Here is a 13,142-nt window from a genome sequence, read left to right as displayed (position 1 = left end):
GCGGCCGGCCTTGTGTCGTCGGTCAGTTGGCGTCGGAGGCGTGACGGGCGGCGCTGCCGTCGGGGGCGCCTTCCCCGAGCAGCGCCAGCCCTCGCTCGATGAGTTCGGCGAGCTCCTTGGTGTGCGCGGCCGACGGTTCGGACAGCGGCGGGCGTACCTCCCCGACGTCCAGGCCGCGCAGCCGCACCCCGGCCTTGACCAGCGAGACCGCGTAGCCGCGGCCCTGGTTGCGCAGCTCCACCAGCGGCCGGTAGAAGCCGTCGAGCAGCCGGTTGACGGTCGTGTCGTCGCCGGCGGTCAGGGCCCGGTGGAAGGCGAGGGCGATCTCGGGCGAGAAGGCGAAGACCGCGGAGGAGTAGAGCAGCACGCCGATGCCGCGGTAGGCGAGCCCGGTGAGCTCGGCGGTGGGCAGGCCGTTGAAGTAGAGGAAGTCACGGCCGGGCAGTTCGGTGCGGACCGCGCTGATGATGCGCTGCATCAGGTCGAGGTCGCCGCAGCCGTCCTTGAGGCCGATGATGTTGGGCACCCGGGCGAGTTCCACCACGGTCTCGGGGGTGAAGACCGCGTTGTCCCGCTGGTAGACGATGACGTCGAGCGAGGTGCCGGCCGCGAGTGCGGCGTAGTGCCGCAGCAGGCCACGCTGGTCGGCGACGACGAGGTAGGGGGGCATGGCGAGCAGTCCGTCGGCGCCCGCGGCCTCGGCGAGTGCGGCGTACCGCAGGGCGAGCGCGGTGCCGTAGCCCACGCCGGCCACCACCGGCACCCGGCCGGCCGTCTCCTCGACCGCCGCGGCGACGCAGGCGCCGAACTCCTCGGGGGTCAGCGCGTGGAACTCACCCGTGCCGCAGCAGGCGAAGACCGCCGCCGCCCCGGCCTCCACACCCGCGCGCACATGGGCGCGGAAGACGTCCAGATCGAGGCCGCCGTCCGGACCGAAGGCCGTCACGGGAAAGAACAGCAGGCCGTCGAGGCGGTCGGCGAGTGCGGCCTCGCGGGCGGGTGAGGGTGCGGTCATCGGGTCCCCCAGAGGGTGTGCGCTCTTCTGATTAACGTCTATATTTATGAACGCTGCCACGCTAAGCGAGGCCCCCAGCGGTGGTCAAGCCGACGAGCGGGCCGGTAGAACCTTGGAGAACCTTCGCCCAGAGGCGATCAGCGCCACCATTTGTCCACATACATGAATGGCGTCCAAGGATATACTCCGTATTCGTCGTTCGCCGCCACGGCGGCGGCTGGCCGCTCCCCCGGGCCCGCCGCCGGTGAGACCGAGGAGACCTTACGCATGCCAGCTGTGCCCGCTCCCCGTACCGTCCTGCTCACCGGCGCCGCCGGCGGCATGGGCACCCTGATGCGCGGACTGCTGCCGTCCTTCGGCTACGACCTGCGGCTGTTCGACGCCCGGCCGGTCGAGGACGGCCCGGACGCCGCCACCGCGATCACCGCCGACCTCGCCGACCGGGACGCGCTGCGCGAGGCGGTCCGCGGGGTCGACGCGATCCTGCACCTGGCCGGAATCTCGATGGAGTCCGACTTCGACCGGATCCTGCGCGCCAACATCGAAGGCACCTACCACCTCTACGAGGCCGCCCGGGAGGAAGGCGTACGCCGGGTCGTCTTCGCCTCCAGCAACCACGCGGTGGGCTTCACCCCGCGCCCGCGCGGCGACGACCCGCTGATCCCGATCACCGCCCCGCGCCGCCCGGACACCTTCTACGGCCTGTCCAAGAGCTTCGGCGAGGATCTCGCGCAGCTCTACGCCGACCGGCACGGCATCGACACTGTCTCGGTCCGGATCGGCTCCTGCTTCGCCGAGCCGAGCACGGTGCGGATGCTGTCGGTGTGGCTGAGCCCGGCCGACGGCGCCCGGCTCCTGCACGCCGCGCTCACCGCAGAGGTGAGCGGGCACACCGTGGTCTACGGCAGTTCCGCCAACACCCGGCTGTGGTGGGATCTCGCGCCCGCCCGGGCACTGGGGTACGAGCCGCAGGACGACTCCGAGCCGTTCGCCGCCGCGCTGATCGCCGAACAGGGCGAACTCGACCCCGGCAACCCGGCGCACGCCAACCTGGGCGGGGCGTTCTGCACCGATCCGCCGCTGTGGCGGCACTGACCGGCGGAGCGGCGCCTGTCGCCGGGCCGCCGGTCAGCGGCCCGGCAGCCGTACCACCGACACGAAGAAGTCGTCGATCTGCCGGACCGCGGTGATGAACTGGCCCAGGTCGACGGGCTTGGTGACATAGGCGTTGGCGTGCAGCTTGTAGCTGCGCACGATGTCCTCCTCGGCGGAGGAGGTGGTGAGCACCACCACCGGGATCACGGCCAGCGCCGGGTCGCCCTTGATCTGCTCCAGCACCTGGCGGCCGTCGTACTTGGGCAGGTTGAGGTCCAGCAGGATCAAGTCGGGCCGCGCCGCGTCGGCGTAGGCGCCGCGGCGGTAGAGGAAGTCCAGCGCCTCCTCGCCGTCGCGCACCACGTGCAGGTCGTTGCGGATCTTGTTGTCCTCGAACGCCTCCCGGGTCATCAGCTCGTCGCCGGCGTCGTCCTCGACGAGCAGGACCACGATCGGTTGCACGGCATCGGTCATCAGGGCTGCGCTCCCTCGGAGTTCGGGATGTCGGTGGCCGGCAGGGTGAAGGTGATACGGGTGCCGCCGGTGTAGGAGGTGTCCACGGCGATTCTGCCACCGTGGTGCTCGATGATCTTCCGGCACATCGCCAGGCCGATGCCGGTGCCTTCGTAGACGTCCCGGCTGTGCAGCCGCTGGAAGATCACGAAGACCTTCTCGCTGAACTCCGCCGGGATGCCGATGCCGTTGTCGGTGACGGCGAAGGTGTGCTCGCCGTCCGGCCCGGTGCCGCTCTCCACCGTGATCAGCGGCGGGCCGTCGGGGGAACGGAACTTGACCGCGTTGCCGATCAGGTTCTGCCACACCATGGTGAGCAGCGTCCGGTCGCCGGTCGTCACGGGCAGCTCGGCCGGGCGGCGCACCTGCGCGCCGGACTCCTCCAGCGTGCCGGCCAGATTGGCCAGCGCCTGGTCCAGCACCGTGTCCAGCCGGACCGGCAGCCGGTCGTCGTAGGTGCGGCCGACCCGGGAGAAGGCCAGCAGGTCGGTGATCAGGATCTGCATGCGCTTGGCGCCGTCCACCGCGAAGTCGATGTACTGCACGCCGCGTTCGTCGAGCTTGTCGCGGTAGCGCTTCTCCAGCAGCTGGCAGAAGGAGGCGACCTTGCGCAGCGGCTCCTGCAAGTCGTGCGAGGCGACATAGGCGAACTGCTCCAGCTCCGCGTTGGAGCGGCGCAGCTCCTCGGCCTGCGTGGTGAGTTCGTCGGCCTGCAGGGCCAGCCGCCCACGCTGGTCGCGGGCTTCGGCGAGCGCGCCGGCCAGACCGTCGCGCATCGCCTCCACCGCCTCGGCGAGTATCCGCAGGTCGGCCGGCCCGGCCGGTACGATCCGGCCCTCGAACTCGCCGCCGGCCACCCGCAGCGCGCCGTCCCGCAGCCGGTTGAGCGGCCGGCCCACGATCTGCCGCAGCAGCATGGCCAGCACGAGCGCGGCGGCCAGGAAGCAGGCGAGCATCGCCAGGAAGACCGCGTCCCGCTCGCCCTCGATGTGCCGCAACTGGCTCTGGCTGCGCTGCCGGTCGGCCACCAGATGGGTGTCCTCGGCCGCGTACAGCGCCCTGATCCCGTCGAAGGCCTGCTTGCTGCCGTTCAGCAGCGCGCTGTCGGACGCGGTGGGCAGGCCCCGCCGGGCGTGCTCGACCAGTGGCTCGGCGTAGTCGGCGCGCCACCGGGCGGCGGAGTCCTGCAGCGCCTTGAGGTCGGCGGTGGCCCGGGTGTTCCCGCTGATCAGCGGACGCAGCCGGGCGACGCTCTGCTTCTCCTCGGCCAGACCCTGGGTGTAGGGGACGAGGAACTGCGGGCTGTGCGTGAGGACATAGCCGCGCACTCCCGTCTCCTGGTCGAGCAGCGCGGACTGGAGGCGTACGCCTTCGACACGGGCGGGCTGCACCCGGCCGGAGAGGTCGTCCGATATCTGCGAGTTGCGGGCGAGCAGCCGGGCGCCGATCACCGCGAAGACCACCACCAGGAGCACCATCACGGCGAGCACCAGGTTGAACCACACCTGGACGGTGGCGCGGCCGCGCAGCCGGGTCCCGGTGAGGGCGGCGGCCGGCGGGTCGCCGGGCGTACCGGCGGCGGCAGGGGCGGCTGTACGGGCGGGGGCGGGCGAGCTGGTGTGATCCGCTGTCACCGTGGGGTCTTCCATCCGACGTGTACGACAGCCGCGTCGTCGGCCAGGCCGCCGTGGTCGGCGGTGGCCGTCTCGGCGGCACTGATCAGGGCATCGACGAAGTCGTCCGGGGGCAGCGTGCCGTGCTGCCGGGCCAGGGCCAGCAGACCGTCCTCCCCGAGGCGCTCCGGGCCGGCGCCGAACCGCCATTCGAACAGGCCGTCGGTGAAGAGCACCAGCGCTTCGCCGTCCAGCGGCAGGGTGGTCACCGGCCAGTCCGCGGTGCCCGGCAGCAGCCCCAGCGCGGGGCCGCCGGCCGGTTCGTACCACTCCACGCCGGCGCCGCGGCGCAGCATCAGCCCGGGATGCCCGGCCCGTACCACCCGCACCGAGCGGCGGTCCGGCGGGAACTCCAGCGCGATGACGGTGGCGAAGACGTCGGTGGCGGCGCGCTCGGCGACCAGCATCTGCTCCAGCAGCCGGGTGCGGTCGGTGGTGCCGGTGCCGGCCAGCACGAAGGACCGCCAGGCGACCCGCAGGCACACCCCCAGGGCGGCTTCGGCGGCGCCGTGGCCCGAGACGTCGCCGATGACCACGTGCACGGTGCCGTCCTCGGTCTGCACCACGTCGAAGAAGTCGCCGCCGAGCAGCGCCAGGTCGCGGCCGGGCAGATAGCGGGTGGTCACCTGGAGGTCGTCGGTGCGCAGCAGCGGGGTCGGCAGCAGGCCGCGTTCCAGCCGGGCGTTCTCCTCGGCCCGCAGCAGGCTCTCGCGCAGCGCCACGGTGGCCCGTTCGATCTGCTTGCGCTGGACGGCGTAGCGGATGGCGCGGTCCAGGGCCTGCGGTTCGAGCAGGCTCTTGGACAGATACTCATGGGCGCCGGCCGCGACGGCGGCCAGGCCGGCGTCCTCCTCGGACAGGCCGGTGAGGACCACCACGGGCGATCCGGGGGCGTCGCGCAGCAGCCGGGTCACCGCGTCCACCCCGAACGCGTCGGGCAGGTGGAGGTCGAGCAGCACGCAGTCGGGGGCCGGTCCGCCGGTGAGCAGCTCGATCGCCTCGGCGAGATTGCGGGCCCGCAGCAGCCGGGGGGAGCCGGGAGCGTCGCCGAGATACTCCTGGACCAGCAACGCGTCCCCGTCGTCGTCCTCGACCAGCAGCACCGACTCCGGGCCGTCGGGACCGCGGACGGCCCTGATGTCCAGCCCCCTGGCGTCACGCGCCCGCGGCAGGCGGACCCGTGCGACGCCCGGCGCGAGCCCGGTCCGGTCCGGGCCGTCGAGCCCGGTCCGCGCCGGGCCGTTCTGTGCCAACTCCCTCATCCTCCAGCATGCCGCCGCCCACCACAGATGATGTCGCGCCGAGCGTACGTGAAGTGCCCTGCCCCGCATATGCGGCAACCCCGTTACTCCATCCTCCGGAGGGACACGCTCCCGCCGGGAGCGCCGCCTCGGGGAGCGCGTGCCCTCCCGCGGGGGCGCGTACCCCTTCCGGCCGGGTAATGGAACCGCAAAGCGGAGTCGGTCGTTACCGGGACATGAACGCTATGACGCCTGGCTCGAATGTGCCGCTCGCCGTGTCCCGGGTGACCGTGGAGGTCGCCGCCACCGTGCGGCTGGATGTGTCCGGGCTGCTGCTGGGCGCCGACGGCAAGGTCCGCTCGGACGCCGACTTCGTGTTCTACAACCAGCCGCAGGGCGCCGGGGTGACCTACCGCTCGGGCGACGGCGCGGCGCCGGACGCGATCACGGTGGACACCGCGGCGGTCCCGGCCGACGTGGAGAAGATCGTGGTGACCGCGAGCCTCGACAGCGGCGCCCCCTTCGCCGGCACCACCCCGACCGCCACCGTGCGCGGCGCCGACGACGGCAGCGAGGTCGCCGCCTTCACCCCGACCGGCCTCGGCCCGGAGACGGCCCTGGTCATCGTCGAGGTCTACCGGCGCGGCGGCGCCTGGAAGGTGCGCGCGGTCGGTCAGGGGTACGCGAACGGACTGGCCGGCATCGCCACCGACTTCGGCGTGACCGTGGACGAACCGGCCGCCGCCGCCCAGCCGCAGAGCCCGCCCGCGGCTGCCGCGCCCGCGCCGCCCGCCGCGGCGCCCGCGGTGCCGCCGATCTACGCCAAGCCGCCGACCGGCCCGGCCGCGGCCCATCTGCCCCCGCCGCCCGCGGCGGCCCCGCCGGCCGCCCCCGCGCCGCCGGCCGCCGCTCCCGGGCGGATCAATCTGGACAAGGGCCGGGTCAACCTCCGCAAGAACGAGACGGTCTCGCTGGTCAAGGCCGGCAAGCCGCTGCTGTCCTCGGTGCGGATGGGCCTGGGCTGGGAGCCCGCCTTCGGCGGCCGGAACATCGACCTGGACGCCTCCGTGATCGCCTACGGCCCGCAGCGCAACCACGTGGCGACCTGCTACTTCGGCAAGCTGATGGTGCTCAACGGCGCGATCCAGCACCACGGGGACAATCTGACCGGCCAGGGCTCGGGCGACGACGAGGCGATCACCGTCCACCTCGGCGGGCTGCCGGCGGAGGTCACCGGCCTGGTCTTCACGGTCAACTCCTTCTCCGGCCAGAAGTTCAACAAGGTCAAGAGCGCCTACTGCCGGCTGCTGGACGAGACCACCGGCGAGGAACTGGTCCGCTTCGACCTCACCAACGGCGAGGCGCGCACCGGGGTGCTGATGGCCAAGTTCGTCAAGCAGTTCAGCGGCGAGTGGGAGATGACCGCGCTCGGCGAGTTCGTGGACGCGCGCACCGCGAAGGCCCTGCAGAAGCCGGGAGCCGCGGCGCTCTGACCGCGGCGCTCAGCGCTGTCCGGGGTGCGGGCCCGGCCCGAGCAGCGCCTTGAGGGTCAGGGTGCGGCGTGAGGCGCTGTAGAACCAGACGGTGCCCTCGTGCCGCACCGGGCCGTCCTCCCGGGGCTGGGACGACACGATGTACGTGCCCCGGCCGGCCCACCACATGCGGCCGAGACCGGCCGCCCGGGTGACCTGGCCGCCGGTGAACTGCTCGCGTACCGGGGCCTGCCGGGCGTCGCGGTCCGCCACGTCCGCCCAGTCCACCCCGTAGACGGTGCCGATCCGGGTGGCCCGGGACAGGTCGTCCACGAAGCGCCCGCCGGAGTCGAAGCAGCGGAAGGCCTGGAGCAGGCCGGCCGTCGGGCCCAGCGCGGCGAGCCGGACCGTGCCGGAGCCGAAGCCGTGCGGCGGAGTCCAGCGGTAGAGCAGGCCGTTGGGGCCCGAGGCGTCCTCGGTGAGGTAGACATGGCCGCGCTCGGGGTCCACCACGACGTCCCGGTGCGCGAACCGGCCCAGCGCCTCGACCGGCCGGGGGCCGCGGTCGCCGGATTCGACGGCATCGACGGCATCGACGGCGCCGTCGGGCTCGACGGACTCGATGACGTAGCCGGCCCCGCCGGTCGTGGTGTCCGGGCAGCTGAGCCGGGTGCCCCAGGGAGTGCCGCCCTCGTGGCCGGCGTCCGGGCCCGGAAGGTCGCCGGGCCCGGCCAGGGCGAGCCCGGCGCCGGGTATCGCGAACGGCTGGACGGCGTCACTGCGGCTGAGCGGCATGGCCGGCTCCTTCTCTCGCACGGGGGCGGGGCGGCGCTCGCCGCTGAGGACAAGAGGGCGCCGCGGCCACGCTCGTGGCCGCGGATCAACTCCGGGTGAACACGGGGCGGCTTTCAGGAAGACGATGGTCCAGCAGACCGTGAGGCGGCGCCGCCCCGGCCGCGGGCCGCGGTGCTCAGCCTGCCGCGCCCTCGCGGGAGCGGGCCTTGAAAGCGGCCTTGCGGGCGTCCTTGGCGATCTTGCGGTCCGGGTGGAGGCGGCCCATCGCCTCCAGTACGTCGGCGGTCGCGGGGTGCTCCACCCGCCAGGCGGCGTCGAAGAAGCCGTCGTGCCGGGCCACCAGATCGCGGATCAGCTCACCGAGCAGTTCGGCGTCGTCGTCGGCGGACAGTTGCGCGGCCAGCGTGTCGATGGTGAGCCAGAACACCATGTCGGAGCCGGGCGCGGGGATGTCGGCCGCGCCGCGCTCGGTCAGCCAGACCCGGGCCAGGCCGCCGAGCTGGGGGTCGTCCAGCACGTCGCGCAGCGCGGGTTCCGCCTCGGCGCCGAGCAGCGCGAGTGTCTGCTGGCAGATCAGCCGGCGGCCGGGCGCGCCCGGGTCGTCGCCGCGGCCGGCCGCCAGCAGCTCGGCCGCCGCCTCGGCCGGTTTGCGGCCGGCCAGCCACGACTCGGCCTCGGCGCGGGCCGCGTGGTCGGGGTACTCGATCAGCGCGTCCAGCAGTTCCACCGCGGGTTCGCCGGCCAGGTCGCCCACCACGGGGGCGTGGGCCCCGGCGTCGATGAGCCGCTCGCGCAGCCCGTGCACGCCCAGCGGGGTCAGCCGCACCATCCCGTAGCGGGAGATCTCCTCCGGGTCCAGGGGATCGGCGTCCGCGCCGGCCGGCTCGGACTCGCCGTCCTCCTCGATCAGTGCCTCGTCCACCGGCTGGTAGTCCAGCAGCCCGGTCGGCGCGAGCAGTCGGAACTGCTCGTCGAGCCGCATCATCACCTCGGTGACCTCTTCGAGCACGGCGTCGCTCGGCTGCTCCATCTCGTCGGGCACGACCAGCGAGGCGGCCAGCACCGGCAGCGGCACGGCGCCGGTCTCCGGGTCCCCGGCGGCGTCCGGGTCGTTGTCGTGGTCCGCTCCGCCGTCCATCGCCATCAGGACGTAGAGGTTGGCCAGCGCGGTGTCCAGGAACTCGGCGGCCTCCTGCGGGTCCCAGTCCAGCTCGTCCAGCACCGACCGGTCCCCGTCCGTGTCGTCCAGGTCGTCCCGCGGGCCCTCCCAGTCCGGGGCGGCGGCGTCGGCCAGCCCGTACTCGGCGGCGGCCAGCCAGACCTCCAGTACGTCCTGCGGGTCCCCGGCGCCCACCGCGTCGTAGGCCTGGCCGCGGACCGCCCGCCCGGCGGGCTCGCCCTCCGGGGTGTTCTCCTCCGCGCCGGGCTCGATCTCCAGCGCGAGCAGCCCGGCCTCCACGGCGACCCCCCACGCCTGCTCGACCTCGGCGAGGGCGTCCTCCCCCTCGATCCCGAGCTCGGCGGCGGCCTGTACGAGGTCCGCCTCCAGCAGCTCCCCCAGCGCGTCGACCTGCCGCTCCGCCCCGACCCACCGCGCCAGCCGCAGCGCGCGGTCCAGCAGCGGTACGGCCAGCGCCAGCCGCGCCAGTTCGTCCGCGGGCAGCAGCCGCACCGGCGGCAGGACGAGAGGACTTGCGGACATAGGACGAGCTCCCCTTCGGAAGTAAGCGCGGTCGATCGCGGTCAAAGGCACGGCGCTGTGCGGCTGAGCCGCCCCGCGAGGCGCCCGGCGGGAGACCCGCGCGGGCACGGACGCGTGGCTTCAGCGTATTGCCTGTGAGCACCCTCCTCGCCCGCCCACCGCCCCGCGGGCAGACCCCGCATCCGGTCGCCACCGCCCCTTCACCCCACCGTGCGACGCGCTTCCGCCCCCGGCCGCCCGCCCGGTCGCCGCGCGCGGGCCCGCGGGACCGGCTCGCCGGGGCGCGGGCACGGGTCGCGCCCGCTGGGGGTGCGGCAGGATGACACCCGGACGATCGGCCCGGGTGTGGAGCGCGGAACGGAGAGCGATGAGCGGCGACGGACTGCGGATCGAGGTGGAGGAGGTCGGACGGCGGGTGGGCGCCGGCCGCCGCCGGAGGCCGGGCGCGGACGGCGGGAGCGGCGGCGCCGGCCGGGAGACGCTGGGCGCGGTGACGCTGGCGGTCGCGCCGGGCGAACTGCTGGCGGTGGCGGGCGGCAGCGGCTCGGGGAAGACCACCCTGCTGGAGATCATGGCCGGTATCCGTGCGCCGTCCAGCGGCCGGGTGCGCCACGACGGCGCCGAACCGTCCACCGTACGGGCCGCGTTGGGGTATCTGCCGCACGGGAACGTCATGCACGAGGATCTGCCGCTCGCCCGGGCGCTGGGCTACGCGGCGCGGCTGCGGATGCCGGCCCGCACGGACGCGGTACGGCTGGCCGCCGCCGTGGACGACGCGCTCGCCGCGGTGGGGCTGTCCGCGCGGGCGGTGCAGCCGGTGCGCACGCTCAGCGAGGGCGAGCGGCGGCGGGCCAGTATCGCGGTGGAACTGCTGACCCGGCCCCGGGTGCTCCTGCTGGACGAGCCGACCACCGGGCTCGATCCGGCGACCGGCGCCGAACTGATCAGCATGCTGCGGGACTTGGCCCGCGAAGGGGTGACGGTGGTGCTGACCACCCACGCCCCGGCCGACCTGACCCGCTGCGACCGGGTCCTCTTCCTGTCCCCGGCCGGCCGGCCCGCGTATCTCGGTTCCCCCGACGGGCTGACGGCCGCCTTCGGGGTGCCGACGCTGGAGGATGTCTACGGCGCGGTGGCCCGCGGTGAGCAGCGGCGGGTGACCGGCCCCGGCACGGAGAGCGCGCGGCCGGCCGACCCGCTGCCGGGGCCGGGCCACGAGGTGCTGCACGCCCGCGACTACCGGCCGCCCGCCGGGGGTGCGCCGCTCGGACCGGTCGGCCAGTGGTGGCTGCTGACCCGGCGCAGCACCGAAGTGCTGCTGCGCAACCGGCTGTCGGCCGCGGTGGTCGCCGGCTCCCCGCTGGTCATCGTGGCGATGTTCGCGCTGCTGTTCCGCCCGGGGGCGTTCGATCCGGCGGCCCCCAGCCCGGGTTCGACGGCGATGATCCTGTTCTGGATCGCGTTCGGCGGCTTCTTCTTCGGGCTCACCTACGGGCTGCTGCAGATCGTCGGCGAACTGCCGGTGGTGCGGCGCGAGCGGCTGACCGTACTGCGGCTGGGGCCGTATCTGCTGTCGAAGGCGGCCCTGCTGATGCCGGTGCTGGCGGCGGCCGACGCGCTGCTGCTGGCGGTGCTGCGCGGCCTGGACCGGCTGCCCGCAGCCGGCTGGGGTACGTACGGCTCGCTGTTCACCACGGTGCTGCTGGCCTCGGCCGCCGCGCTGGCGCTGGGCCTGCTGGCGTCGGCGGCGGTGAGCGAGCCGGGGCAGGCGACGCTGATGCTGCCGCTGCTGTGCTTTCCGCAGGTGCTGTTCTCCGGCGCTTTCGTACCGGTGCCGCAAATGGCGTGGGCCGGGCGGCTGTTGAGCGCGGCGATGACCAACCGGTGGGCCTTCGAGGCGCTGGGCGGCGGTATCGGCCTGCCGCGGCTGTGGGCGCGCGGCGCCTCGCCGCTCGGCCCGCCGCTCCTGGCCTCGTACGGCGACTCGTTCGGGCGGACGGTGGGAGTGGACTGGCTGCTGCTGGCCGGCTTCACCGCGCTGTTCCTGGCCGGGGCGTGGACGGTGCTGGCCCGCAAGTGCCCGTCGGTGGGCGCGGTTTCACGGCGCGCCCGGCAGGCCGGGCGGGAGGCGGCGCCCGCGGTCAGCAGACCAGCCGAGGGGTGAGACCGGTCGCGTCCGGGGCCCGGTCGCGGTAGGTCTCGGCGGCGAAGGCCAGGAAGGCCGCTATGTCGGCCCGGTTGGAGGACAGGCCGAGGGAGACCCGGACCGCGCCGCCGGACGGCAGGCCGAGCCGGCCGAGGTAGTCGTCGATGGTGCCGGTGGTGGTGCGGACCGCACCGCCCAGGACGTCCCGGTCGATGGCGAAGGCGGCCTCCCCGGTGCCGGGGTTGCAGAAGCAGCCGGTGCGCAGCGAGATCCGGCGGGCGGCGCTGTCCCGGGCGACGATCCGTTCGTCGATGATCCGGCCGGCCGGGTCGAGCAGGTTGAGCGCCACCGTGCCGCCGCGGCCGGCCGTGCCGGTGGGGCCGTAGATCCGCACCAGCGGACTGCCGTCGCCGTGCCGCAGTTCGAGCAGGCCGGTCAGCAACTCGGCGGTGAGGGCGCTCACATGGCGGTGTATCGCCGGGATTCCGCCGACCTCGGCACGTATCCACTCCAGGCCCCACTCGATGTCGGGGATGCTGAGGTAGTTGACGGTGCCGTCCTCGAACGCGGCCTCGCCGTCGGCCATGTGGTGCCACTGGCCCTGGGCGCTGACGACATGGATGGTGCCGCCGGAGAACCACGGGCGGCGCAGCCTCTCCAGTGCCTCCCGGCGGGCGATCAGCGCGCCGAGGCCGGTGGGGTAGCCGAAGACCTTGTACCAGCTGACGGCGACGAAGTCCGGTCGTACGGCGGTCAGATCGAGGGGGTTGGCCGGGACGTGGGCGGCGGCGTCGAGCAGGGTGTCCCAGCCGGCGTCCTTGGCCCGGGTCACCCAGTCCAGGGAGTGCCGCACACCGCTGAAGTTGCTCTGCGCGGGATAGGCGAGCAGCCCGGGCCCGCCGGCGTCCAGCACGGCCGCCATCGCGGTGCCGTCCACGCCGAGCCCGGGTGCCTCCAGCGGTATGTACACCGTGTCGGCGCCGCGGCTTCTGGCGTACTCGCGCAGGCCGTTGACGGAATTGTGGTTGTCCAGGGTGAGCGCGAGGCGGCTGCCGGGCCGGAAGGGGTACGCCTCGCCGACCAGCCGGCAGGCACCGGTGGCGTTGGCGGTGAACACCACGGTGTACTCGGCCGGGTCGGCGCCGAAGTGCTCCAGGACCCGGCGACGGGCGCTGTCCACCAGCGCGCCCGAGGCCTCGGAGGCCGGGCTGGCCGAATGCGGGTTGCCGAAGGGCCCGGCCGCGATCCGGTCGGCGTGGGCCCGGACCTGGGCCCTGGCGGCCAGTCCGGCGCCGGTGTGGTCGAGGTAGACGTGCCCGCCCTCGTCCAAGTACCCGTAGCCGTACTCGGCGGCGCGCAACGCGGCGAAAGTGTTCATGGGTCGGCCCCCGGCCTGGTACGCGATCTGCGGGGGCCAATATCCCACCACGGCGGGCGGGGCGCGAGGGACATCGCGACGGGACGGCCGCGCCCGGCCCGCCGCCCACCGG

The 13,142-nt window shown here is 74.1% G+C and carries 9 protein-coding genes and 1 pseudogene; 3 read left to right on the top strand and 7 right to left on the bottom strand.

Annotated elements, in window-relative coordinates; genetic code table 11:
- Positions 1–22 precede the first annotated feature (22 nt).
- Complete coding sequence (locus ACFO3J_RS03220; protein WP_386425904.1) at positions 23–1,015, bottom strand: 5-dehydro-4-deoxyglucarate dehydratase; 993 nt, start codon at positions 1,013–1,015, stop codon at positions 23–25.
- Positions 1,016–1,291: 276 nt separating this feature from the next.
- Between ACFO3J_RS03220 and ACFO3J_RS03215 the strand changes: the two genes are divergently transcribed.
- Positions 1,292–2,110, top strand: a complete 819-nt coding sequence (locus ACFO3J_RS03215; protein WP_386426041.1) for an NAD-dependent epimerase/dehydratase family protein — start codon at positions 1,292–1,294, stop codon at positions 2,108–2,110.
- A gap of 33 nt (positions 2,111–2,143) precedes the next feature.
- On the opposite strand, the gene ACFO3J_RS03210 is transcribed toward ACFO3J_RS03215, so the two are convergent.
- Genes ACFO3J_RS03210 through ACFO3J_RS03200 form a run of 3 tightly spaced genes read right to left on the bottom strand, consistent with a single transcriptional unit; the run spans position 2,144 to position 5,441 of the window.
- Positions 2,144–2,584 carry a response regulator gene (locus tag ACFO3J_RS03210; protein ID WP_386425902.1) on the bottom strand — a complete coding sequence of 147 codons (441 nt, stop codon included), beginning with the start codon at positions 2,582–2,584 and terminating at the stop codon, positions 2,144–2,146.
- Positions 2,584–4,257 (bottom strand): sensor histidine kinase, encoded by a 1,674-nt coding sequence (locus ACFO3J_RS03205; protein ID WP_386425900.1) that lies wholly within the window; start codon positions 4,255–4,257, stop codon positions 2,584–2,586. Before ACFO3J_RS03205 ends, ACFO3J_RS03210 begins: the two co-directional genes overlap by 1 nt.
- The gene (locus ACFO3J_RS03200) at positions 4,254–5,441 is read right to left on the bottom strand and encodes a PP2C family protein-serine/threonine phosphatase (RefSeq protein WP_386426039.1); all 1,188 of its coding nucleotides are present in this window, start codon (positions 5,439–5,441) and stop codon (positions 4,254–4,256) included. Before ACFO3J_RS03200 ends, ACFO3J_RS03205 begins: the two co-directional genes overlap by 4 nt.
- A 341-nt stretch (positions 5,442–5,782) precedes the next feature.
- On the opposite strand from ACFO3J_RS03200, the gene ACFO3J_RS03195 reads away from it, so the two are divergent.
- Positions 5,783–7,030: a TerD family protein gene (locus tag ACFO3J_RS03195; RefSeq protein WP_386425898.1), complete on the top strand. Its 1,248-nt coding sequence runs from the start codon at positions 5,783–5,785 to the stop codon at positions 7,028–7,030.
- Between the two features lie 15 nt (positions 7,031–7,045).
- On the opposite strand, the pseudogene ACFO3J_RS03190 reads toward ACFO3J_RS03195, so the two are convergent.
- Positions 7,046–7,699: pseudogene (locus ACFO3J_RS03190) on the bottom strand (alkaline phosphatase PhoX); the annotation flags it as partial.
- 280 nt (positions 7,700–7,979) lie between these two features.
- Positions 7,980–9,506, bottom strand: coding sequence for a hypothetical protein (locus ACFO3J_RS03185; RefSeq protein ID WP_386425896.1), 1,527 nt, complete (start codon positions 9,504–9,506; stop codon positions 7,980–7,982).
- A 367-nt stretch (positions 9,507–9,873) separates the two neighbouring features.
- Here ACFO3J_RS03185 and ACFO3J_RS03180 point away from each other — a divergent pair, with 367 nt between their 5' ends.
- Complete coding sequence (locus ACFO3J_RS03180; protein ID WP_386425894.1) at positions 9,874–11,670, top strand: ATP-binding cassette domain-containing protein; 1,797 nt, start codon at positions 9,874–9,876, stop codon at positions 11,668–11,670.
- On the opposite strand, the gene ACFO3J_RS03175 is transcribed toward ACFO3J_RS03180, so the two are convergent.
- Positions 11,648–13,030, bottom strand: a complete 1,383-nt coding sequence (locus tag ACFO3J_RS03175; protein ID WP_386425892.1) for an aminotransferase class V-fold PLP-dependent enzyme — start codon at positions 13,028–13,030, stop codon at positions 11,648–11,650. The genes ACFO3J_RS03180 and ACFO3J_RS03175 overlap by 23 nt on opposite strands.
- Between the last annotated feature and the right edge of the window lie 112 nt (positions 13,031–13,142).

It is taken from the genome of Streptomyces polygonati (genome assembly GCF_042650325.1).
GTDB lineage: Bacteria > Actinomycetota > Actinomycetes > Streptomycetales > Streptomycetaceae > Actinacidiphila > Actinacidiphila polygonati.
Note: the sequence above shows the minus strand (reverse complement) of the source record. Positions and strands in the feature narration are given on the sequence as shown.

Coding starts and splice junctions, on each gene's coding strand:
- ACFO3J_RS03220 (WP_386425904.1), bottom strand. CDS start 1,015: ATGACCGCACCCTCACCCGCCCGCGAGGCCGCACTCGCCGACCGCCTC.
- ACFO3J_RS03175 (WP_386425892.1), bottom strand. CDS start 13,030: ATGAACACTTTCGCCGCGTTGCGCGCCGCCGAGTACGGCTACGGGTAC.
- ACFO3J_RS03185 (WP_386425896.1), bottom strand. CDS start 9,506: ATGTCCGCAAGTCCTCTCGTCCTGCCGCCGGTGCGGCTGCTGCCCGCG.
- ACFO3J_RS03210 (WP_386425902.1), bottom strand. CDS start 2,584: ATGACCGATGCCGTGCAACCGATCGTGGTCCTGCTCGTCGAGGACGAC.
- ACFO3J_RS03180 (WP_386425894.1), top strand. CDS start 9,874: ATGAGCGGCGACGGACTGCGGATCGAGGTGGAGGAGGTCGGACGGCGG.
- ACFO3J_RS03195 (WP_386425898.1), top strand. CDS start 5,783: ATGACGCCTGGCTCGAATGTGCCGCTCGCCGTGTCCCGGGTGACCGTG.